Genomic DNA, 21,392 nt, shown 5'->3' on the forward strand with positions numbered 1-21,392 from the left:
TGTAGCACTATATGCTACGACGAGCTACAAGATTGTCGGTGCGTGAGCGCTGAATCGGCGAGGATGACGACGTCGAGGCGGCGGGGGCCGTGGACGCCTTCCACGCGCTGCAGTTCGATGTCGCTCGTGGCCGAGGGGCCCGAGATCCACGTCTGCGGGCCGGTCGGGTCCAGGCGCGGCAGCGCCTCGGCCAGGTGACCCGTGATCTGGTCCCGCCGCACCACCACCACGTGGTGGTCCGGCACGAGCGTGATCGCCCTTCTCCCTTGGGCCGCACCGGCGTCGAGCATGATCGTCCCCGAGACCGCCACGGCCGCGGCGCATCCGGTCAGGACCGCGTCCGCGCCGTCCAGGTCCGCGGTCGTCAGCGCCTCGTCCTCGACGAACTCGGCCTCGCCGAGCCGCCACTCGGCCGGGAGGTCGGCGGGGACGACCACCCTCCTCGCCTCGCCGAGCGCCTCCGGGATCGATGCGATCCCGTGGTGCACATACGCCTTGTAGTCCACGAGGCGGTCGATGAGCAGCTCGACCACGTCGACGTCCGCGTCCAGCGAGCGGCGGTACTCCCGCGGCGGCTCCGGCGCGGGCCCGGCGCCGTCCAGCGCCCTGCGCATCCGCTCCAGGATCTCCTCGCGCGCGTTCACCGCTCCCGCTCCTTCCACCAGTCCCGGAAGCTCTCCTTCGGCGGCACCGGCATGTCGCGACTCACCGTCCACTTCGAAGCGGGCCACGGGAGCCTGCGCACGAAGCCGCGCCCGCGCCACGGCCGCGAGAGGAACCGGGCCGCGGCCAGGGCCGCGCGCCACAGCGCGGGGCGGGCCATCACGGCCTCGGCGGCGCCCATCGCGGCCTTCTCGCCCGCGCCGTGCGGGCCCTGCTGCCGCAGGTGCACCAGCACCTCGGGGATGTCGATCTTGACCGGGCACACCTCGTAGCACGCCCCGCACAGGCTCGACGCGTACGGCAGGTCGTCGTGGCGGCCCGGCTCCAGCTGCGGCGCGAGGATCGCGCCGATCGGCCCGGGGTAGACGTGCCCGTAGGCGTGCCCGCCGGTGCGCTCGTACACCGGGCACACGTTCAGGCAGGCCGAGCACCTGATGCACGAGAGCGCCTGGCGGCCGACCTCGTCGGCCAGCACCTCGGTGCGGCCGTTGTCCAGGAGGATGATGTGGACGTCCTTCGGGCCGTCGCCCTCGGTGGCGCCGGTCCACACCGAGGTGTACGGGTTCATGCGCTCGCCGGTGGAGGACCTGGGCAGCAGCTGCATGAAGACCTCGAGGTCCTCGTAGCGCGGCAGCAGCTTCTCGACGCCGACGATGCTGATGAGCGTCTCGGGCATCGTCAGGCACATGCGCCCGTTGCCCTCCGACTCGACGACCACGAGCGAGCCGGTCTCGGCCACCGCGAAGTTCGCGCCCGAGACGGCGACCTTCGCCGACAGGAAGCGGCGCCGCAGATGCAGGCGCGCCGCCTCGGCGAGCGCGGCCGGGTCGTCCGTGAGCCCTTTCGGCGCGTCGGCCATGCGGCCCCGGAAGATGTCGCGGATCTCGGTGCGGTTGTAGTGGATCGCGGGCACCAGGATGTGGCTCGGCCTGTCGTCGGCGAGCTGCACGATCAGCTCGGCCAGATCGGTCTCCCACGCGCTCAGGCCCTCGGCCGCGAAGTGCTCGTTGAGCTCGATCTCCTGGGTGGCCATGGACTTGACCTTGACGACCTCCTCGGCACCGGCGTCCCTGGTGATCCGCGCGGCGATCCGGTTGGCCTCGGCGCCGTCCCGCGCCCAGTGCACGGTGGCGCCCGCGGCGGTCGCGTTGCGCTCGAAGGCGACGGCGAGCTCGGGCATGCGGTGCTGGACGTCGGCCTTGATCGCGGCGGCGGTGTCGCGCAGCCGCTCCCAGTCGTCGAGCTCGCCGACGACCTTGGCGCGCTTGCCGCGGATGGTGCCGGTGGCGTGGGCGAGGTTGGACCGCAGCTGCGGCATGCCGAGGGCGACCTTGGCGGCTTTAGGAAAGGCGGTGCTCATGCGGTGCTCGCCAGGATCTCGGCGTAGTGGATGGGCCTCGGGCCTCCGGTGCGGGTGAGGCCGCCGCCGATGTGGGTGAGGCACGAGTTGTCGGCGGCGGCGAGGTACTCGGCGCCGGTGCCTGCGGCGTTGCGGCACTTGTCCTCGAGCATCGCCGATGAGACCTCGCTGTTCTTGAGCGCGAAGGTGCCGCCGAAGCCGCAGCACTGCTCGGCCGCGGGCAGGTCGACCAGTTCGATGCCGCCGACGGCGCGCAGGAGCCGCAGCGGCTTGTCGCCCAGGCCGAGCGCGCGGGTGCCGTGGCAGGTCGGGTGGTAGGCGACGGTGTGGGGGAAGCGGGCGCCGACGTCCTCGACGCCGGCGTGGTCGAGCAGGAACTCCGAGAGCTCGTAGACCCGCTCGCCGATGTCGCCGCCGATCAGGCCGGGGTACTGGTCGCGCGCCATGGCCGCGCACGAGCCGGACGGGGTGACGACGGCGTCGTAGGAGCCGAAGACGCGGTCGAAGGACTTCGCGAGCTTGGCGGCGTCCTTGCGGAACCCGGAGTTGGCGTGCATCTGGCCGCAGCAGGTCTGGGCCCGCGGGAAGTCGACCTCGTAGCCGAGGCGCTCCAGAACGGCGACGACCGCCTTCGGCGTCTGCGGGTAGAGGGCGTCGTTGACGCAGGTGATGAAAAGACCGATGCGGCTCAAGGGCGTGCGGTCACCTCTCTCGTCTGGGTCCCACCACGGCTTCGGACCTGAGGAAGGCCGCCGCGTGCCTCGATCGGGAGTTCTCGAGGTGGCGGGTCATGGCCTCCGCGGCTGTAAGCGGTTGCCTCTCGATGATAGCCTCTGCGATCGCCAGGTGCTCGCGCTCGGTCTCCGCGATCGCCTTCGGTTCGATGTACGAGCGGTGGAGGTGGAAGTGGGCGTCGAGGCGGTCGATGGCCTTCGCGAGCATCGCGTTGCCGCTCAGGCGGGCGATGTCGGCGTGGAACCGCTTGTCGGCCTTGGTGAAGTCCAGCCGGGTCAGCTCCGGGTCGCTGTCGAAGTCCGGGGTGCGGGCCAGCGCCCGAAGCGCGTTCGCGCCGCCGCCGTGGGCGCCCGGCCTCGGTTCGGCGGCGTGCTTCGCGGCGAGGGGCTCGAGGAGCCGCCGCATCTCGAACAGGTCCTCGAACTCGTCCTCGGTGAGCAGCGGCGTGACCCGGTAGCCGCTGAGCGGGCGGCGCCCCACGAGCCCTTCGGCCTCCAGCCGGGCCAGGGCCTCCCTGATCGGCGTCTGCGAGATCTCCAGGCGCTTCGCCAGCCCGTCGATGCTGAGCTTCTCGCCCGGCGCCAGGACGCTCCGCAGGATCCTGGACTTCAGCTCGGCGTAGGCCTCGTCGGCCAAGGTCCGCCGTCCCGGCGACACCAGCGCTTCTCCCATGGAATATATCCTATAGGATATCGTCGGCAGGGCATCGGCACACACCGATCCTCCCGGGAAACGCCCCATACGTCCGCATTGGAGACACTCCGTGGCAACGAACCGCCCTGAACTCGAGCGGCGCCGCCTCGGTGACACCGGCGTGTCCGTCAGCGCCATGGGCCTCGGCTGCGCCCCCATCGCGGGCCTGTTCACCCCGGTCGGCCCCGAACTCGCCGCCGCCACCGTCGAGGCGGCCTGGGCGGGCGGCATCCGCCACTTCGACACCGCGCCCCACTACGGCGCCGGGCTCTCCGAAGAGCGGCTTGGGAGCGTTCTTCGCGGCCTGCCGCGCGAGGCGTTCACGGTCTCGACCAAGATGGGCCGCGTGCTGGTCGACCACGACGGCCCCTGGGACCTGTGGGCCGAGCCCAACGGCAGGGCCAGCGCCTTCGACTTCTCCGGCGACGGCGCCCGCGAGGCCCACCTGGGCTCGCTCGAGCGGCTCGGCCTCGACCGCGTCGACATCGGCCTCGTTCACGACGCCGACGACCACCTCGACGAGGCCGCCGCAGGCACCTACGCCGCGCTCGCCGAGCTCCGCTCCGAGGGCCGCCTCGGCGCGATCGGCGTCGGCATGAACTCCACCGACGCCGCCGCCGAGCTGCTCTCACGCGGCGACTTCGACGTCGCGCTCATCGCCGGGCGCTACACCCTGCTCGACCAGTCGGCGCTCGGCGGGCTCTACCCCCTCTGCCGCTCGCGCGGCGTCTCGGTCATCGCCGCCGGCGTGTTCAACTCCGGGATCCTCGCCGCCCCGGATGCCGGCGCCACCTTCGACTACGCGGCGGCCGACGGCGCGCTCGTCGCGAAGGCCCGCGCGATCGCCGAGGTCTGCGCGCGGCACGGCGTGCCGCTGCGCGCGGCGGCCCTCCAGTTCCCCCTCGCACATCCGGCAGTGGCGTCGATTCTGGTCGGCGCCCGCACCCCGGCAGAGGTCGACGACGCCCTCGCGATGTTCGCCCACCCGATCCCCGAAGCGCTGTGGCACGACCTCAAGCGGACGGGGCTCCTGCCCGAGGAGGCACCCACTCCATGACGACCCGTCTCGTGATCGACGCGCACCACCATCTGTGGACCGCCGACTACCCCTGGCTCGCGAGCAGACCGGAGTTCGCCCCGATCAAGCGCGACTACGGCGTCGCCGACCTGCGGGCCAACCTCGCCGCCGCCGGCGTCGACCGCACCGTCCTGGTCGAGGCCTCCTGGGGGCACCCCTCGGAGACCATCGAGTTCCTGCACCTGGCGGGCGCCGTCGAGGAGATCGCCGGCGTCGTCGGCCACATCGACCTGCTCGGGCCCGACCTGCGCGCCGTCCTGGCCCGCTACCAGGGCCACCCGAGGGCCCGCTACCTGGTGGGGCTGCGAGACCAGATCCAGGGCCGAGCCGAGGCCGACTTCCTGGCCCGGCCCGAGGTCATCGCCGCGCTGCGGACCGTGGCCGGGGCGGTCCCGACCTTCGACCTGGTCGTGCGCGTCGACCAGCTCCCCGCCGCGGCGAAGGCCGCCCAGGCCGTGCCGGAGCTGGGCTTCGTCCTCGACCACCTCGGCAAGCCGCGGGTCGGGGACGGCTCCGAGGGCCTGTGGGAGTGGCGCGAGGCCGTCGCCCCGCTCGCCAAGCAGCCCAACGTGAGCGCGAAGCTCTCCGGGCTGGTCACCGAGGCCGACTGGAAGCGGTGGAGCCCTGAAGACCTGCGGCCGTTCGTCCAGGCCGCTCTGGAGCTGTTCGGACCCGACCGGCTCATGTTCGGATCCGACTGGCCGGTCTGCGAACTGGCCGCCACGTACACGCGTGTGAAGGACGTCCTCACCGAGATCCTCGGCCGCGAGGACCCCGACGTCTTCTCGGGGACGGCGGCGAAGACCTACAAACTGGGAGTGTCATGAAATACCTGCGCATCGGCGAAGCCGGACACGAGACGCCCGTCGCGGCCCACGGCGGCGAGCACTACGACCTGTCGGGGCGCTGCCGCGACATCGACGCGGCGTTCCTCGCCGCGGGAGGCGTATCCAGCGTGGACGGACTTCCGAAGATCGACGTCACCGGGCGGCGCGTGGGCGCGCCGATCGCGAAACCCGGTGCGGTGGTGTGCATCGGCATGAACTACGCCGCGCACTGCGCCGAGTCCGGCGCCGAACCGCCCGCCGAGCCGGTCGTGTTCTTCAAGCACCCCAACACCGTCGTCGGACCGAACGACGAGATCGAGATCCCGCGCGGCTCGGCCAAGACCGACTGGGAGGTCGAGCTCGGCGTCGTCTTCGGCAAGCGCGCGTCCTATCTGGAGTCCGAAGCGGCGGCGCTGGAATGCGTCGCGGGCTTCGTCGTCGCCGACGACGTGAGCGAGCGCGAGTTCCAGATCGAGCGCTCCGGCGGCCAGTTCTCGAAGGGCAAGGCCTGCCCGACGTTCAGCCCGCTCGGCCCGTACCTGGTGACGCCCGACGAGATCGCCGACGTGCAGGACCTCCGCCTGTGGTCCAAGGTCAACGGCGAGGCCCGGCAGGACTCGAGCAGCGCCGACATGATCTTCTCGGTGGCGCACCTGATCTTCCACATGTCGCAGTTCATGGCCTTCGACCCCGGCGACCTGCTCCTGACCGGCACGCCCGAGGGCGTCGCGCTGTCGGGCCGCTTCCCGTACCTGCGGGAGGGGGACGTCGTCGAGGTCGGCATCGACGGCCTCGGGCAGACGCGGAACCCGGTGGTGCGGGCGAAATGAGCGCCAGCCGAAACGGAGCGGACACCGATGATTAGCGCGGTGGAGGTCGTCGACGTCCGCTTCCCGACGTCGGCGAGCCTCGACGGCTCGGACGCGATGAACCCCGACCCCGACTACTCGGCCGCCTACGTCGTCCTCCGCGACGACGACGGATCCGAGGGCCACGGGTTCACCTTCACCATCGGGCGCGGCAACGACGTCTGCTGCGCCGCGATCGAGGCGCTGTCCGCGCTCGTGATCGGCACGGACGCGGCCGACCTCGGCGAGTTCCACCGGCGCCTGACCCACGACTCCCAGATCCGCTGGCTCGGACCCGAGAAGGGCGTCGTGCACCTGGCCGCGGCCGCGCTGGTCAACGCCGCCTGGGACCTCGCCGCCCGCCGCGCCGGGCTCCCGGTGTGGAAGTTCCTGTCCGCCATGAGCCCCGAGCGGATCGTCGACTGCGTCGACTGGCGCTACCTGAGCGACGCCCTCACGCCGGGCGAGGCGCTCGAACTGCTGCGCGCGGCCGAGCCGGGCAAGGCCGAGCGCATCGCCGAGCTCGAACGGGACGGCTACCCCGCCTACACCACCTCGCCGGGCTGGCTCGGCTACTCCGACGAGAAGGTCGTGCGCCTCGCGAAGCGGGCCGTGGCCGAGGGCTACGGGCAGATCAAGCTGAAGGTCGGCGCCGACCTCGCCGACGACCGGCGCCGCTTCGCCGCCGCCCGCGCGGCGGTCGGCCCGGACGTGCGGATCGCCGTCGACGCCAACCAGCGCTGGGACGTCGACCGGGCCGTGGAGTGGATGTCGGCGCTCGCCGAGTTCGACCCGTGGTGGATCGAGGAGCCGACCAGCCCCGACGACATCCTCGGCCACGCCGCGATCCGCCGGCGCATCGCGCCGATCAAGGTCGCCACCGGCGAGCACTGCCACAACCGCGTCATGTTCAAGCAGCTCCTCCAGGCCGAGGCCGTCGACTTCCTGCAGCTGGACGCGGCGCGCGTCGCGGGCGTCAACGAGAACCTGGCGATCCTGCTGCTGGCCAAGCGCTTCGACGTGCCGGTCTGCCCGCACGCGGGCGGCGTCGGCCTGTGCGAGCTGGTCGGGCACCTGTCGATGTTCGACTACACCTCGGTGAGCGCCTCGCTGGAGGACCGCGTGATCGAGTACGTCGACCACCTCCACGAGCACTTCACCGAGCCGACCGTCATCGAGAACGGCCGCTACCGGGCGCCGCGCGCCCCGGGATTCTCCGCGGAGATGCGCCGCGAAAGCCTCCGGCACTACACCTATCCGAATGGTCCTGAATGGAGCAGAAAACGATGAACGGATTCGAAGGCCTCACCGTCGTCATCTCGGGAGGATCGTCCGGGATCGGCGCGAAGTGCGCCGACGCCTTCGCCGCCCGCGGCGCGAACGTGGCCGTGCTCGACCTCCGGTCGAGCGGCGAGCACTGGTCGACCGCCTGCGACGTCGCCGACGACCACCAGGTCCGCACCGCCGTCGCCGCCGTCGCCGAGCACTTCGGCGGGATCGACGTGCTCGTCAACAACGCCGGGATCGGCGCCCAGGGCACCGTCGAGGAGAACTCCGACAAGCAGTGGATGCGCGTGCTGGACGTGAACCTGCTGGGCATGGTCCGCCTCGCCCGCGCGTGCCTGCCGCACCTGCGCGAATCGGAGTCGGCCGCGATCGTGAACATGTCCTCGATCGTGGCGAGCACCGGCCTGGTCAAGCGCGCCCTGTACGGCGCGTCCAAGGGCGCGGTCCACTCGCTCACCCTCGCCATGGCCGCCGACCACGTCGCCGAGGGCATCCGCGTCAACTGCGTCGCGCCCGGCACCGTCGACACCCCGTGGGTGGGCCGCCTGCTCGACCAGGCCGAGGACCCGGCGGAGGAGCGCCGGAAGCTCGAGGCGCGCCAGCCCACCGGGCGGCTCGTGGACCCCGAGGAGGTCGCGAACGCCGTGGTCTACCTGTCCGACCCCGCCAACAAGGCCGTCACCGGCACCAGCCTCGCCGTCGACGGCGGCACCGCCGGACTGCGCCTGGTTCGCTGACCATATTGGGGCACAACGGTATTCGTTGTCACCTTTCGGTCACGCTCCGGTACGAACCGGACGCGGCGCACGCTGTCCCCATAAGACACCACGAAAAGCCGCAAGGCGGACTGAAAACGCTCGATCGAAGTCCATAGACTCGGCACATGCAACATCGCTCCCCCCGAGCAGCCGCAGTCGGAGTCGACCTGGGCACCTCGACCACCACGGTGTCGATCCGCGGCCGCGGCGAGCGTTCGGCGACCCGGGTGTTCGACGGCCTCCCGCCCGAGGCGGCCGCCGGCGCCCTCGCCGCCGCATTCGACCGTGTCCGCTCCTTCCTCGACGAGTCCGAGGCGGGAAGGGCGCCGGTCACCGTGGTCGTCCCCGCTTCGTGGGAGCGCGACCGGCTGAACGAGGTCGCCGACGCCGCCGAGGCGTCCGGCCTCGAGCGCCCCTCGTTCCTCCCATCGGCCGAGGCCGCCGCGGTGTACGTCGAGGCCCGCGGCCACGAGTTCGAGCCGGGCACCGCGCTCGTCGTCTACGAGCTCGGCGCCTCCACCTGCGAGGTCGGCGTCGTCCGGCGGGACCGGGACGGCCGCACCGTCCTGGCCGCGCACGCCACCGGCGACATCGGCGGCGACGAGTTCGACCACCTCGTCCTCGCCTACCTCTCGGGCAGGCACCGCGACACCGACCCCGAATTCTGGGACCGGGTGATGGACCCGTCCGAGGAGGTGCTGCGGCCCGCCCTGCTCGAGGAGATCGGGCGCGCCCGCGAACGGCTCTCCGAGCAGCCCTCGGCCGACATCGCCCTGGACGGGCTCGAACTCCAGCTCACCCAGCAGGAGCTGGAGTCGTGCATAGACGAGCTCGTCGAGCAGAGCTGCGAGCTGGCCGCACGCGTCCTGGCGGCCGCGGGCGTCGGAGCCGAGGAGACGGCCGGGCTCCTGCTCACCGGCGGCGCGAGCCGCACGCCGCTGGTGGTGGCGCGGCTCGCCGAGCGGACCGGCCTCAAACCGGTCCTGCCCGAGCATCCCGAGCGGGTCCCGGCCGAGGGCGCCGCGATCGCCGCGCTGACGGCGCTGCCGAGCGGGCCTCCCCCCTCCAGGCTCCGCCGCACCGCGCTGCGCGTGGGCGTCCTGGCGGGGCTGCTGGTGGCCCTGGTCGGCGCCACCGCGATCTTCGGGTCCGAGCTGGGCTCGGGCGTCAGCTACGAGGCCGGCGGCACCGAGGCGACGCCGACGACGGAGGCCGCCACCGAGACGAGCGCCCCCGCCGATGGCGACCTCGGCTCCGGCGGCGCGGGCGGCGCGCCCACGAGCGGCGAGCCGCGGACCCCCGAGCCCGACGACACCGGCGGGACCGGCGGCGCCGAGCCGACGCCGGACGAGGAGGAGGAGCCCTCGCCGACCGAGGACGACCGCGAGGAGAGCGCCACCGCCGGGCCGGTGCCGGACCTCGCGACCATGTCGGCCGAGGAGGCGGGTGCGACCCTCACCGACGCCGGTTTCACCAATGTGGACTACCAGGCCGAGCCCGACCCGCTGTTCGGCCCCTGGTACGACGACTGCGAGGTCAAGGCCCAGGACCCGGCGCCCGACACCCGCCTCGACTTCGACGAGCCGATCACGGTCACCTACTCCGGCACCGAGTCCGACGACTGCGAGCCGTGACGCGGCGCACCGGGCACGTCGTGTGACCACTGAGGCCTGTGAGTCTGGTGTGTGACGTGCATGGGTGTCGGATATCGCCTCGTATCGCCGGAAGCGATTTGATCTGCGTCGCAAACCACACCATATATACCGACCTGATAACAAATTCAGTCCATTTCGGGTGTGGCGGCATCAGAATTTACTTTCACAGGCGAATATCCAGGTATGCCATCCGACTCGAACCGGTCTACGACCGCGCGCCGAAGCGCGAACATACGGGACCGAGGTGTGACCGTCCGCGACGACGCCGTTGTCAAACAGCTCATCACGCCGCTGCGCCGCTACATCCCAGTCAATTGGTTCGATTGGGAGCCGTACGGCAAACGCCCCAAGAGCTGGTGGCCCGACATCGCGCTGATCCTCGCGTTCATCGCCATCGCCGCGCTGCTGACGTTCCCCTCGCCCCTCGTCCAGATGGACTGGGAGATCCGCGAATGGGTGTGGCGCCACAAGGTCGAGTGGGTCCGCGACGTCTCGCGCGTGGCGACCGAACTCGGCCAGGCCCGCACCGTGGCCACGATCACCCTCGCCCTGGCCGTCTGGTCCGCGCTGCGCTTCCGCAGCATCCGCCCCCTGCTGATGTACGCGCTGTCGTTCATCACCCTGGTCGTCATCCTCGGCATGAAGCACGCGATGGGCCGCCCCCTCTCGCAGCACCTGTGGCAGCTGCACGAGGTCTCGCCCGACGGGGCCATGCTGTTCACCTACTACACGGAGGGCGGCGGCGGCAACATCCCCGACGCGACGGCCTTCCCCTCCGGGCACGCGGTCAACACCGTCCTGCTGTTCGGCCTCATCGTGATGCTCATCGGCGGCCTGATCCCCGCCTGGGCGCGCTGGTGCATCGTGCTGATACCGCCGATCGCGGTGTTCGCCTCGCAGGTGTACATCGGCCAGCACTGGTTCTGGGACGAGCCGGCCGGCATCCTGCTCGGCCTGGTCATCATCCGCATCGCCAGGCGGGTGCCGTGGGCGACGATCCCGCTCGGACCCCTCGAGGTCTTCGAGCCGGCGACGCGCAAGACCATCCTGATCTCGACGCTGCTGATCCTGGGCGTCATGGTCACGCCCGCGATGCCGCTGGTCCCCGCGCTGCTGTTCGCCGCGGCGCTGACGAGCTTCGGCCTGGTCTGGCTGCTCTTGAAGCTGCGGGCCGCGAAGCGGAACGCCGTGGCCGTCGAGCCGCCTAGTCAGCCTTCCGATAGCTCCCGGTGAGCTTGACGCCGTCCTCGCCCTCGGCGACCTCGCCGATCGTCCACGCCTCGACGTGGCGGGCGGTGAGGACGGCGAGCGAGCGGTCGACCTGGTCGGGCGCGACGACGGCGACCATGCCGACGCCCATGTTGAAGGTCCGCTCCATCTCCTCGTCGCCGATGCCGCCGGTGTGCTGCACGACGTCGAACACCGGGTTCGGCGTCCAGGTCGAGCGGTCGACGGCGACGCTCAGCCCGTCGGGGATCGAGCGCACGAGGTTCCCGGCGATGCCGCCGCCGGTGATGTGCGCGAAGGCGTGCACGTCGCACTCCTTGGCCAGCTCCAGGCAGTCCTTGGCGTAGATGTGCGTCGGGGTCAGCAGCTCCTCGCCGAGGGTCCGCTGGCTGTGCTCGGCGGTGGCGAACTCGGGTACGACCGTGCCCAGGTCCATCTTCCCGACGCCGAACAGGGCCTCGCGCACCAGCGAGAAGCCGTTGGAGTGGAGCCCTGAGGCCCGCATGGCGATCGCGACGTCGCCGGGCTTGACCCGATCGGGGCCCAGCAGCTCGTCGGCCTCGACGACGCCGACGCCGGTGGCCGAGATGTCGTAGTCGTCGGCCTTCATCACGCCGGGGTGCTCGGCGATCTCGCCGCCGATGAGCGAGCAGCCCGCGTAGCGGCAGCCGTCGGCGATGCCGGCGCCGATGTCGGCGATCCGCTCGGGCACGACCTGCCCGGTGGCGATGTAGTCGAGCAGGAACAGCGGCTCGGCGCCGCACACGACGAGGTCGTCGACGACCATCGCCACCAGGTCGATCCCGACCGTGTCGTGGATGTCGAGCTTCTGGGCGATGACGAGCTTGGTGCCCACCCCGTCCGTGGACGAGGCCAGCAGCGGCCTCCGGTACTTCTCGACGTCGAGCGCGAACAGCCCGGCGAAGCCGCCGATGCCGCCGACGACCTCGGGCCGGGCGGTCTTGCGGATCGAGGGTTTGAGGGCCTCGACGGCCCGGTCGCCGGCGTCGATGTCGACGCCGGAGGAGGCGTAGGAGATGGTCCTGTGAGTGGTGGTGCCGCGGCTCACGCTGTGGTCCCTTCCCGCACTGATGTGCTCGCTGAGTCGGCCGTTCGGGGTGCTGGCGGTTCGAGGAGGTGCTTGCCGATGAGTTCGGCGGCGGGGAGTTCGATCGGGTACTCGCCGGTGAAGCAGGCGCTGCACAGCCTGGAGGCGGGCTGCTCGGTGGCCCTGACGAGCCCGTCGAGGGAGACGTAGCCGAGGCTGTCGGCGCCGATCTGGGAGCGGATGCCGTCGACGTCCAGGGAGCCGGCGATGAGCTCGGCGCGCGTGGCGAAATCGATGCCGTAGAAGCACGGCCACTTGACCGGCGGGGCGGAGATCCGGATGTGGACCTCGACGGCCCCGGCCTCGCGCAGCATCCGCACGAGCGCCTTCTGGGTGTTGCCGCGCACGATCGTGTCGTCGACGACGACCAGGCGCTTGCCCTTGATCTGGTCGACCAGCGGGTTGAGCTTGAGGCGGATGCCGAGCTGGCGCAGCGACTGCGACGGCTGGATGAAGGTGCGCCCGACGTAGGAGTTCTTCGTGAAGCCCAGCCCGTAGGGGATGCCGGACTCCTCGGCGTAGCCGATGGCGGCCGGGATGCCCGACTCGGGGACGCCGATGACCAGGTCGGCGTCGACGGGCTCCTCGCGGGCGAGCGTGCGGCCGACCTCGACGCGCGTGGCGTAGACGCCCCGCCCGGCGAGCTTCGTGTCGGGGCGGGCGAGGTAGACGTACTCGAACAGGCAGCCCTTCGGCTCGGGCGCGGCGAAGCGCACCGAGCGCAGCCCGTACTCGTCGACGGCGATCATCTCGCCGGGCTCGACCTCGCGCACGAAGGTGGCGCCGATGGTGTCGAGGCCCGCGGTCTCGGAGGCGACGGCCCAGCCGGTGGCGAGGCGGCCGAGGACCAGCGGGTGCACGCCGTGCGGGTCGCGGGCGGCGTACAGCGTGTTCTCGTCCATGAACACCAGGCAGAACGCGCCCCGCAGCTGCGGCAGGACCCGCTCGGCCGCGTCCGCCACGGACTCGTCCGGGCGGGCCGTGAGCAGCGCGGTGATCAGGTGCGTGTCCGAGGTGGTGGTGCCCATGTCGATGCCGAGGTTGCCGACCTCTTTGAGGAGCTCGGCGGTGTTGACGAGGTTCCCGTTGTGGGCCAAGGCGATCGCCGTGCCCGCCGAGGTGGACCTGATGGTCGGCTGGGCGTTCTCCCACGTGGGGGCGCCGGTGGTGGAGTAGCGGGCGTGGCCGATGGCGAGGTGGCCTTGCAGCGGTGCGAGCGTGGACTCGTCGAAGACCTGCGCCACGAGGCCGAGGTCCTTGTAGACGACGGTGCGGGAGCCGTCGGAGACGGCGATCCCGGCGGCCTCCTGGCCGCGGTGCTGCAACGCGTACAGCCCGAAGTAGGTGAGTTTCGAGACCTCTTCCCCGGGGGCCCAGACGCCGACGACGCCGCAGGCGTCGCGCGGACCAGGCTGGTCGGGATCGAGTTCCGTGGTGAGTCGACCGTCACCTCGGGTCACTGCAACTCCTCGGTTGGCTGGACTGGCTTCATGGCCCGCTAGCCCTGCGCGCGGAGCTTCCCGGCCCGCGAGCTGCGCCGTGGGATGGAGCTTCGTGGCGGTTCGGCTGGAGGCGCCTTGTCACAGTCTATCCGACCCGCCGGAGAACTCCACCATCTCGATCGGGCGACTGCGGGCCGCCGTCGAGTCGTTCGTCACCACGAGCGGGGACGGTCGTCCCACTCGCCCCAGCCGCGGCGCTCCTCGTCGTCGCGGCGGCGCGAGTTCGGGGAGCCCTCGTCCTCGGGCCGGTCCACGGCGTACGGGGACGGCGAGGCGGGGCTCTGCGAGTGCGATCCGTACGACGGCTCGCCGCCCTGCGGCATCGCCTGGGTCGGCGCCGGGGAGTACGACTCGGCCGGAGGTCCGCTCGCGGGCTGCGACGGCGGCGCGTACGGGTCGCGGCTCAGGCCGCGGCTCGGGTACGGGTCGGCGGACGGCTGCGGCGAGGGAGTCGGCGGCGGCGCGTACGGATCGGCGCTCGGCTGCGGCGAAGGAGTCGGCGGCGGCGCGTACGACTGCGACGGGGGAGCGGGCGAAGGCGACGGGCGCGGCGACGGCTGCGGCGCGTACGGGTCCCTCGAGACCGGCGGCTGCGAGCCCGAGGCGGGCTGCTGCGGCGGCTCGAACATCGAGGCGCTCGGCTGCCTGCCGGTCGGCGGCTGCGGCGGGGGCGGCGTCGGCGACTGGTACGGCTGGGTGGCTCCGGGCTCGGAGAAGGAGCCCTGCGGCGGACGCGAGGACATGTTCGCCTGCGGCATCACCTGCGTGGCGTCGCTCATCGGCGGCGGCGGGACGCTGCCGGGCCGGTCGAGGCCCTTGACCGTCGACAGGATCTGGGTGTCGTCCGGGTTCACCGGCGGCGGGGGCGGCGTCGGCGACTGGTACGGCTGGGTGGCGCCGGCCGCTCCGGCCTGCGGCATCACCTGCGTGGAGTCGTCGCCCGGCCCGTACGCGGGCCCGAACGCGGAGGCGGGGGCGCCCTGGCCCGGGACGAGCGGCCCGTTGTGGACCATGGTGGGCGCGTCCTGGCCCGGCGCGGGGCCGGCCTGGTAGACGCCGGGGCTGCCGACCTGGGCGGCGGTGGGCTGGTGCTCCGGCGGGGCGTCGGGCTTGAAGCTCTCGTCGTCATCGTCGTCCTTGTCCTTGCCGCCGCGCAGCAGGAACACGATGCCGATGATGCCGCCGACGACGAGGAGGGCGCCGACGACGATGAGGAAGATCAGGGTGCCGGAGAGGCCGCCCTCCTCGGGCTCCTCGCTGGGCTCGGGCTCCGATGACTCGGCCGGCGGGGTGGTGGGCTCGGCGGACTCGGTGGGCTCGGCCTGCACGGGGGTCATGGTGAAGTTCCGGTTGAACTCCTCGCCGGCCCCGACGTGGATGGACTCCTCGATGTCCTCGAAGTCCTCCTTGGTGACCTTCAGGGTCATGTCGCCCGGCGCGATGGTGTCCTCGGAGCCGTCGAAGGAGAACTCGCCCTGGTCGTTCGTGTTCGTCTCGTGGTCCGTGCCCTCGCCGTCGGTGAGGACGACCTTCGCGTCCGCGACGGGCTCGGTGTTCGAGGTGATGATGCCGGTGATCTTGGCGGCCGACTCGGGACCGGCGTTCCCGGCGACCGTGACGCTGGTCTTCTGCTCGCCGGAGCTCTGGCCGTTGCCGTTGATCTTCAGTTCGCCGGTCTTGGTCTCGCCGTCGGGCAGGTCCGCCTCGGGGGCGGGGGCGACGGTGAACTGGATCTGGACGGTCTGGTTGGGGAGCACGCCGTCGCACTGGGCGACACCGGCTCCGGCGCGGTAGCAGGCGCCGCCGTCCACCACGTCGACGGTGGCGTAGCCGTCGAGCCCGGACAGGCTCGCGCTGACGGTGATCGACTGACCGGCCGGGTTGGGGTGCTTGGCCTGGACTTCGACGGTGACGGTGGCCGCCGTGCCGCCGATGTCGATGTACGGGTCGTTGCCGCTGGAGATCCAGTGCTGGAAGCTGCCCTGCTGGGCGGAGGCCGGCGAGGCGAGGACGAGCGCGCCGAGCAGGACGCCGAGTGCCGCGGCGAGCCAGGCGAGCCGCGCGCGCAGGCGACCCCATGGCCTCCGCGGGGACCGCGAGACGTTAGTCTTGGTCCGGCTCGGTTCGGCCGCTACGGTCATCTACATCCCCTCCTGGGCATGCCATCGAGCACAACAGTACGGTTCGCGGGCACTCCTCGCCGCGCTCGCGAGGCGCACTTCGGTCGAGCCGCGGTCGGGCACGACTCACCCACGGTCGCGGGCCGTCGTCGCCACTATGCCTGGTCTCGTTTCGGTCACGGGATCCAGGGTGTGAGCACGGCGGCGCACGCCGAATCGCACGACGCCATCTGGCGAAGTCTAACCGGTTCCGGAGGAGATGCTATGGACGCTGTGGTCGACGCCATTGCCGCACTCGACAACGGCGAGGAGCCGGACCGGCAGACGCTCAAGGCGGCGGTGCGCGAGCTGCTCCAGGCGCTCGCCGAGAAGGCCCCCGGCCACACGGTGGAGGTGCGGGTGCCGCCTTACGGTGCGGTGCAGTGCGTCGAGGGCCCCCGGCACCGGCGCGGAACCCCGCCGAACGTCATCGAGTGCCGCCCCATCGTCTTCGTGGAGCTGGCCACCGGCCGGCTCGACTTCGCCGAGGCGGTCGCGGCCGGGAAGGTCATGGCCTCGGGCCAGCGGGCCGACCTCTCCGAGGTCCTTCCCCTGGCCTGACGCCGGCGCGCACATATAAGAGGAACGGAGAACGAGTCACCGCCCCGGCGCCGGGCGCCGGGGCGGTGACTCGTTCGTACGGGAAGATGTGCTATTCGCCCAGGTGGGCGGCGATGCGGCCCTTCCAGGCCCCCTCGAGCTCGGCGCGGCCGATGTCGAAGTGGTCCCGCAGGTGCAGCCCGTCGGTGCTCGCGTCCACGACGCCCAGCGGGGTGATCGGCAGGCCCCGCTGCTCGCACGCCCCGCGCACCGCCAGCTCCTGGCCGCGCGGGATGACGATCAGCACCCGGCCGGTCGACTCGCTGAACAGGTACGTGAACGGGTCCGCCCCTTCGGGGAGCAGGATGTTCGCGCCCATCTCCGAATGGCAGATCGCCTCCACCAGCGCCTGCGCCAGACCGCCCTCGGACAGGTCGTGCGCGGCGGCCAGCTGCTCGGTGCCCGCGAGCCGCGAGAGCAGGTCGGCCAGTTTCATCTCGTGGTCGAAGTCCACCTTCGGCGGGACCCCGCCGAGGTGGCGGTGCGTCGCCCACGCCCACTCCGAGCCGGACAGCTCCTCGCCGGTGGTGCCGATCATCGCGATGGTGTCGCCGGTCTGCCCGAAACCGAGCGGGATCCGCCGCGACACGTCGTCGATGACGCCCAGGACGCCGATGACCGGCGTCGGGTGGATCGCCTCGCGGCCGGTCTGGTTGTAGAAGGACACGTTGCCGCCGGTGACGGGGATGCCCAGCTTCTGGCAGCCGTCGGCGATGCCGGTGACGGCCCGCTCGAACTGCCACATCACGTGCGGGTCCTCCGGGGAGCCGAAGTTGAGGCAGTCGGTGACGGCGATCGGCGTGGCGCCGGTGACCGCGACGTTCCGGTAGGCCTCGGCGAGCGCGAGCTGCGCGCCGGTGTACGGGTCGAGCCGGGCGTAGCGGCCGTTGCCGTCCAAGGAGATCGCGATGCCGACGCCGGTGCGCTCGTCGAGTCGCACGACCCCCGCGTCGTGCGGGGTGCCGAGCACCGTGTTGCCGAACACCGAGGAGTCGTACTGCTCGGTGATCCAGGACTTGTCGCACAGGTTCGGACTGGCGGCCATGTCGAGGACGGTCCGGCGGATCTCCTCGTCGGTGGCCGGGCGCGGCAGCGTCTCGGCGCGGTCGACGGCGATGAGCGCCAGGTCGTTCGGCTCGGAGAGCGGCCGGTGGTAGACCGGGCCCTCGTCGGCGAGGCTCGCCGGGGGGACGTCGACGACGGTCTGCCCGTGGTAGTCGACGACCAGGCGGCCGGTGTCGGTGACCTCGCCGATCGCGGTGGCCAGCAGGCCCCAGCGGCGGGCGCGGGCCAGGACCTGCTCGACGTTCGCCGGGGCGACGATGGCGAGCATCCGCTCCTGCGACTCCGAGGCGAGGATGTCGTGCGGCTCCATGCCCTCGGCGCGCAGCGGCACCCGCTCGAGGGCGACGTGCATGCCGCCGTCGCCCGCGGCCGCAGTCTCGGACAGGGCGCAGGTGAGCCCGGCGCCGCCGAGGTCCTGGATGCCGACGACGAGGCCCGCGTCGAACAGCTCGAGGCACGCCTCGATGAGCAGCTTCTCGGTGAACGGGTCGCCGACCTGGACGCTGGGTCGCGAGTCGGAGTCGTCGTCCTCGGTGAAGGTGGCGCTGGCGAGCACGGAGACGCCGCCGATGCCGTCGCGTCCGGTCTTGGCGCCCAAGAGGATCACGACGTTGCCGACCCCGCTGGCCTGCATGGACTGGAGGCGCTCCCGGGGCAGGACGCCGACGCTGAGCGCGTTGACCAGCGGATTGCCCTGGTAGCAGGGGTCGAAGAGGGTCTCGCCGCCGATGTTCGGCAGCCCGACGCAGTTGCCGTAGTGGCCCACGCCCTCGACGACGCCGGGCAGGACCCGGGCGGTGTCGGGGTGGGAGAGCTCGCCGAACCGCAGCGAGTCCATGACGGCGATCGGGCGGGCGCCCATGGCGATGATGTCGCGGATGATGCCGCCGACGCCGGTGGCGGCGCCCTGCTTGGGCTCCACGAACGACGGGTGGTTGTGGGACTCGACCTTGAACGTCACCGCGAGGTGCTCGTCGATGGCGACCACGCCGGCGTTCTCGCCGATCCCGGCGAGCAGGCGCGGGGTCTTCGGGTTCTTCTGCCCGAACTGCCGCAAGTGGACCTTGCTGGACTTGTACGAGCAGTGCTCGGACCACATGATGGAGTACATGGCCAGTTCGGCCTGGGTGGGGCGGCGGCCCAGGATGTCCCTGATGCGGGCGTACTCGTCATCGGCGAGGCCGAGTTCGGCGTAGGGCTGCTTCTCGTCGGGCGTGGCGTCGGCCACCCCGACCGTGTCGAGCAACTGGCGTGTCATCGCGCGGCTCCCTCGCTCAGACTGGCTGGTCAAATGTACGGCTCGCGGGCCGGGCCGCCAGGACCGAGGCGACGATGCCGAGGCCGTCGGTGGACGGTCCGGTGAGCGCCTCGACGGCGTGCTCGGGGTGCGGCATGAGTCCCACGACGTTCCCGGCCTCGTTGGCGATCCCGGCGATGTCGCGCATCGCGCCGTTGGGGTTGTCGAGGTAGCGGAAGACGACCTGGCCGTTCGCCTCGAGCCGGTCGAGGGTGGCCTCGTCGGCGACGTAGCGGCCCTCGCCGTGCTTGGCGGGGAAGACGACCTCGGCGCCGGGCGCGTACTCGTTCGTCCAGGCGGTGTCGACGCTCTCGACGCGCATGCGCGCGGGGCGGTTGCGGTAGCGCAGGTGGGCGTTGCGCACCAGGGCGCCCGGGAGCAGGTGCGATTCGCACAGCACCTGGAAGCCGTTGCAGACGCCCAGGACGGGCATGCCGCGGCTCGCGGCCTCGCGGACCACGCCCATGACTTCGGAGAAGCGGGCGATCGCCCCGCACCGGAGGTAATCGCCGTAGGAGAAGCCGCCGGGCAGGAAGACCGCGTCGACGCTCTTCAGGACCGCGTCGTCGTGCCACAGCGCCACCGGTTCGGCGCCGCCGAGGCGCACGGCGCGGGCCGCGTCGCGGTCGTCGAGCGAGCCGGGGAAGGTGACGATCCCGATGCGGGCGCTCATGCGGCGTCCTCGTCGAGCACCGAGACGGTGAAGTTCTCGATGACGGGGTTCGCCAGGAGCTGGTCGGCGATGATCTGCGACTGCTCCAAGGCTTTGGCCGCGGCATCGTCACTGTGCTCAGATTCGACTCCTTCGTCGTCGAATTCGATTTCGACGCGCTTCCCGATCCGCACGGATTTCACGTCGTTGACGCCGAGCCGGGGCAGCGCCCCGAGCACGGCCTCGCCCTGCGGGTCGAGGATCTCGGACTTCAGCATCACGTCGACCACTACACGGGCCACGGTCGCACTCCTGTCGGTCACTTGCACGGGACGGACCAAGCATATTCAGCGGGTCTGACCAGGGCCAGCAACGCGCTCAGGGTGTCGGTGCCAGGTCACACGATTCAGAGGATGTCTCCGGGCCCGTAGGCGGCGGCGTCAGGGTGCGCTTTCGCGACCGCGGCCACCCGTTCGGCGACACGGTCGACCTGATCGCCAGCCGCCCCAACGAATTCACCCGTATCGGCTACCAGGGCGTCCAGCGCGGCGCGGTCCATCGGCAGGCGCTCGTCGGCGGCGAGCCGCTCGAACAGATCGTTCTCGCGCTGCCCGGATTCGCGCATCGCGCGGGCGACGGCGACGGCGTGCTCCTTGATCGCCTCGTGCGCGTCCTCGCGTCCGGCCCCGCGCCTGACGGCCTCCATCAGGACCTTCGTCGAGGTCAGGAACGGCAGGTACCGGTCGAGCTCGGCGCCGACGACCGCGGGGTAGGCCCCGAAGTTGTCCAGGACCGTGAGAAAGGTCTCATAGAGTCCGTCGACGGCGAAGCACAGGTCCGGCAGGGCGACGCGGCGGACCACCGAGCAGGACACGTCGCCCTCGTTCCACTGGTCGCCGGCGAGCTCGCCGAGCATCGCCGCGTAGCCGCGGGCGACGACCGCGAGGCCGTTGATCCGCTCCGAGGAGCGCGTGTTCATCTTGTGCGGCATCGCCGAAGATCCCACCTGTCCCTCCACGAAGCCCTCGGTGGCGAGCTCGGCGCCGGCCATGAGCCGGATCGTCAGCGCCGCCGAGGAGGGCGCGGCCACGGCCTGCACGAGCGCCGAGCCGAGCTCGTAGTCCAGCGAGCGCGGGTAGACCTGCCCGACCGAGTCCATGACGCGCTCGAAGCCGAGGTGGGAGGCGACGCGGCGTTCGAGCTCGGCGAGCCTCGCGCCGTCGCCGCCGAACAGGTCGAGCATGTCCTGGGCGGTGCCGACCGGGCCCTTGATCCCGCGCAGCGGGTAGCGGCGCAGCAGCTCCTCGATGCGCTCCAGGGCCGCGAGCAGCTCCTCGGCCCAGGTCGCGAACCGCTTGCCCAGCGTCGTGGCCTGCGCGGGCACGTTGTGGCTGCGCCCGGCCATGACCAGGTCCCGGTGCTGCTCGGCGCGGGCGGCGAGGCGTACCAGGGCGGCGACGATCCGGTCTCGGACCAGTTCGAGCGAGCGGCGGACCTGCATCTGCTCGACGTTCTCGGTCAGGTCGCGGCTGGTCATGCCCTTGTGGATGTGCTGGTGGCCGGCGAGTTCGGAGAACTCCTCGATGCGGGCCTTGACGTCGTGCTTGGTGACGCGCTCGCGCTCGGTGATCGAGGCGAGGTCGACCTGCTCGAGCACGCGCTCGTAGTCGGCGATCACGCCGTCGGGGACGGTCACGCCCAGCTCGTGCTGGGCCTTGAGCACCGCCAGCCACAGGCGCCGCTCGGCCTTGATCTTGCCGACCGGGTCCCAGATGTCGCGCATTTCCTTCGAGGCGTACCGCTCGGCGAGCACATTCGGAGTCACGCTCCGAGTATGCCAACCCGACGCCGCGACGTCATGTCACACTCGGCGCGCCT

19 protein-coding genes are annotated in these 21,392 nt (G+C 71.7%); 8 read left to right on the forward strand and 11 right to left on the reverse strand.

Translation table 11 applies throughout. From position 1 onward, the window contains the following. Positions 1–14: 14 nt before the first annotated feature. The 4 genes from YWW_RS27630 to YWW_RS0101390 are packed head-to-tail and all read right to left on the reverse strand — an operon-like array spanning position 15 to position 3,430. Positions 15–644 carry a LutC/YkgG family protein gene (locus tag YWW_RS27630; RefSeq protein ID WP_051325241.1) on the reverse strand — a complete coding sequence of 210 codons (630 nt, stop codon included), beginning with the start codon at positions 642–644 and terminating at the stop codon, positions 15–17. After that, on the reverse strand, positions 641–2,023 hold the full coding sequence (locus YWW_RS27635) for a lactate utilization protein B (RefSeq protein ID WP_035697495.1): 1,383 nt from the start codon (positions 2,021–2,023) through the stop codon (positions 641–643). The genes YWW_RS27630 and YWW_RS27635 overlap by 4 nt, the downstream gene beginning before the upstream one ends. Further along, a complete protein-coding gene (locus YWW_RS0101385; RefSeq protein ID WP_026928691.1) occupies positions 2,020–2,715 on the reverse strand; it encodes a (Fe-S)-binding protein in 696 nt (231 codons plus the stop codon). The genes YWW_RS27635 and YWW_RS0101385 overlap by 4 nt, the downstream gene beginning before the upstream one ends. Positions 2,716–2,725: 10 nt before the next feature. Next, entirely contained in the window at positions 2,726–3,430 is a 705-nt protein-coding gene (locus YWW_RS0101390; RefSeq protein WP_026928692.1) for a GntR family transcriptional regulator, read from the reverse strand. Positions 3,431–3,521: 91 nt separating this feature from the next. Here YWW_RS0101390 and YWW_RS0101395 point away from each other — a divergent pair, with 91 nt between their 5' ends. The 7 genes from YWW_RS0101395 to YWW_RS0101425 all read left to right on the forward strand — a co-directional run bounded on the left by YWW_RS0101395 (position 3,522) and on the right by YWW_RS0101425 (position 11,137). Continuing rightward, a complete protein-coding gene (locus tag YWW_RS0101395; protein WP_035697494.1) occupies positions 3,522–4,508 on the forward strand; it encodes an aldo/keto reductase in 987 nt (328 codons plus the stop codon). Beyond that, positions 4,505–5,356 carry an amidohydrolase family protein gene (locus tag YWW_RS0101400; RefSeq protein ID WP_026928694.1) on the forward strand — a complete coding sequence of 284 codons (852 nt, stop codon included), beginning with the start codon at positions 4,505–4,507 and terminating at the stop codon, positions 5,354–5,356. Before YWW_RS0101395 ends, YWW_RS0101400 begins: the two co-directional genes overlap by 4 nt. Continuing rightward, positions 5,353–6,186: a fumarylacetoacetate hydrolase family protein gene (locus tag YWW_RS0101405; RefSeq protein ID WP_026928695.1), complete on the forward strand. Its 834-nt coding sequence runs from the start codon at positions 5,353–5,355 to the stop codon at positions 6,184–6,186. The genes YWW_RS0101400 and YWW_RS0101405 overlap by 4 nt, the downstream gene beginning before the upstream one ends. 27 nt (positions 6,187–6,213) lie before the next feature. Next, a complete protein-coding gene (locus tag YWW_RS0101410; protein WP_035697493.1) occupies positions 6,214–7,494 on the forward strand; it encodes an enolase C-terminal domain-like protein in 1,281 nt (426 codons plus the stop codon). Continuing rightward, positions 7,491–8,228 carry an SDR family NAD(P)-dependent oxidoreductase gene (locus YWW_RS0101415; RefSeq protein ID WP_026928697.1) on the forward strand — a complete coding sequence of 246 codons (738 nt, stop codon included), beginning with the start codon at positions 7,491–7,493 and terminating at the stop codon, positions 8,226–8,228. Before YWW_RS0101410 ends, YWW_RS0101415 begins: the two co-directional genes overlap by 4 nt. A gap of 146 nt (positions 8,229–8,374) precedes the next feature. Beyond that, positions 8,375–9,883, forward strand: a complete 1,509-nt coding sequence (locus YWW_RS0101420) for an Hsp70 family protein (protein WP_035703897.1) — start codon at positions 8,375–8,377, stop codon at positions 9,881–9,883. Positions 9,884–10,150: 267 nt separating this feature from the next. Further along, positions 10,151–11,137: a phosphatase PAP2 family protein gene (locus tag YWW_RS0101425; RefSeq protein ID WP_026928699.1), complete on the forward strand. Its 987-nt coding sequence runs from the start codon at positions 10,151–10,153 to the stop codon at positions 11,135–11,137. Here the strand turns inward: YWW_RS0101425 and purM are convergent. The 3 genes from purM to YWW_RS0101440 all read right to left on the reverse strand — a co-directional run bounded on the left by purM (position 11,109) and on the right by YWW_RS0101440 (position 15,882). Further along, positions 11,109–12,200: a phosphoribosylformylglycinamidine cyclo-ligase gene (purM, locus tag YWW_RS27640; protein ID WP_035697489.1), complete on the reverse strand. Its 1,092-nt coding sequence runs from the start codon at positions 12,198–12,200 to the stop codon at positions 11,109–11,111. The two genes, YWW_RS0101425 and purM, sit on opposite strands and share 29 nt — an antisense overlap. Continuing rightward, positions 12,197–13,699, reverse strand: a complete 1,503-nt coding sequence (purF, locus tag YWW_RS27645) for an amidophosphoribosyltransferase (RefSeq protein WP_051325242.1) — start codon at positions 13,697–13,699, stop codon at positions 12,197–12,199. The genes purM and purF overlap by 4 nt, the downstream gene beginning before the upstream one ends. Positions 13,700–13,893: 194 nt before the next feature. After that, positions 13,894–15,882, reverse strand: a complete 1,989-nt coding sequence (locus YWW_RS0101440; RefSeq protein ID WP_026928700.1) for a carboxypeptidase-like regulatory domain-containing protein — start codon at positions 15,880–15,882, stop codon at positions 13,894–13,896. A 243-nt stretch (positions 15,883–16,125) separates the two neighbouring features. Here YWW_RS0101440 and YWW_RS0101445 point away from each other — a divergent pair, with 243 nt between their 5' ends. Further along, positions 16,126–16,461 (forward strand): sterol carrier family protein, encoded by a 336-nt coding sequence (locus YWW_RS0101445; protein WP_035697484.1) that lies wholly within the window; start codon positions 16,126–16,128, stop codon positions 16,459–16,461. A gap of 91 nt (positions 16,462–16,552) precedes the next feature. Here YWW_RS0101445 and purL read toward each other — a convergent pair whose 3' ends face one another. From purL to purB, 4 genes are all read right to left on the reverse strand, one after another. Continuing rightward, on the reverse strand, positions 16,553–18,823 hold the full coding sequence (gene purL, locus YWW_RS27650; protein WP_051325243.1) for a phosphoribosylformylglycinamidine synthase subunit PurL: 2,271 nt from the start codon (positions 18,821–18,823) through the stop codon (positions 16,553–16,555). A 16-nt stretch (positions 18,824–18,839) separates the two neighbouring features. Beyond that, positions 18,840–19,535, reverse strand: a complete 696-nt coding sequence (purQ, locus tag YWW_RS27655; protein ID WP_051325244.1) for a phosphoribosylformylglycinamidine synthase subunit PurQ — start codon at positions 19,533–19,535, stop codon at positions 18,840–18,842. Beyond that, a complete protein-coding gene (gene purS, locus YWW_RS0101460) occupies positions 19,532–19,816 on the reverse strand; it encodes a phosphoribosylformylglycinamidine synthase subunit PurS (RefSeq protein ID WP_026928702.1) in 285 nt (94 codons plus the stop codon). Before purS ends, purQ begins: the two co-directional genes overlap by 4 nt. A gap of 104 nt (positions 19,817–19,920) precedes the next feature. Further along, positions 19,921–21,339 carry an adenylosuccinate lyase gene (gene purB / locus YWW_RS0101465; RefSeq protein ID WP_026928703.1) on the reverse strand — a complete coding sequence of 473 codons (1,419 nt, stop codon included), beginning with the start codon at positions 21,337–21,339 and terminating at the stop codon, positions 19,921–19,923. Positions 21,340–21,392: the final 53 nt, after the last annotated feature.

The organism is Glycomyces tenuis DSM 44171 (assembly GCF_000427885.1).
GTDB classification, from domain to species: domain Bacteria; phylum Actinomycetota; class Actinomycetes; order Mycobacteriales; family Micromonosporaceae; genus Glycomyces; species Glycomyces tenuis.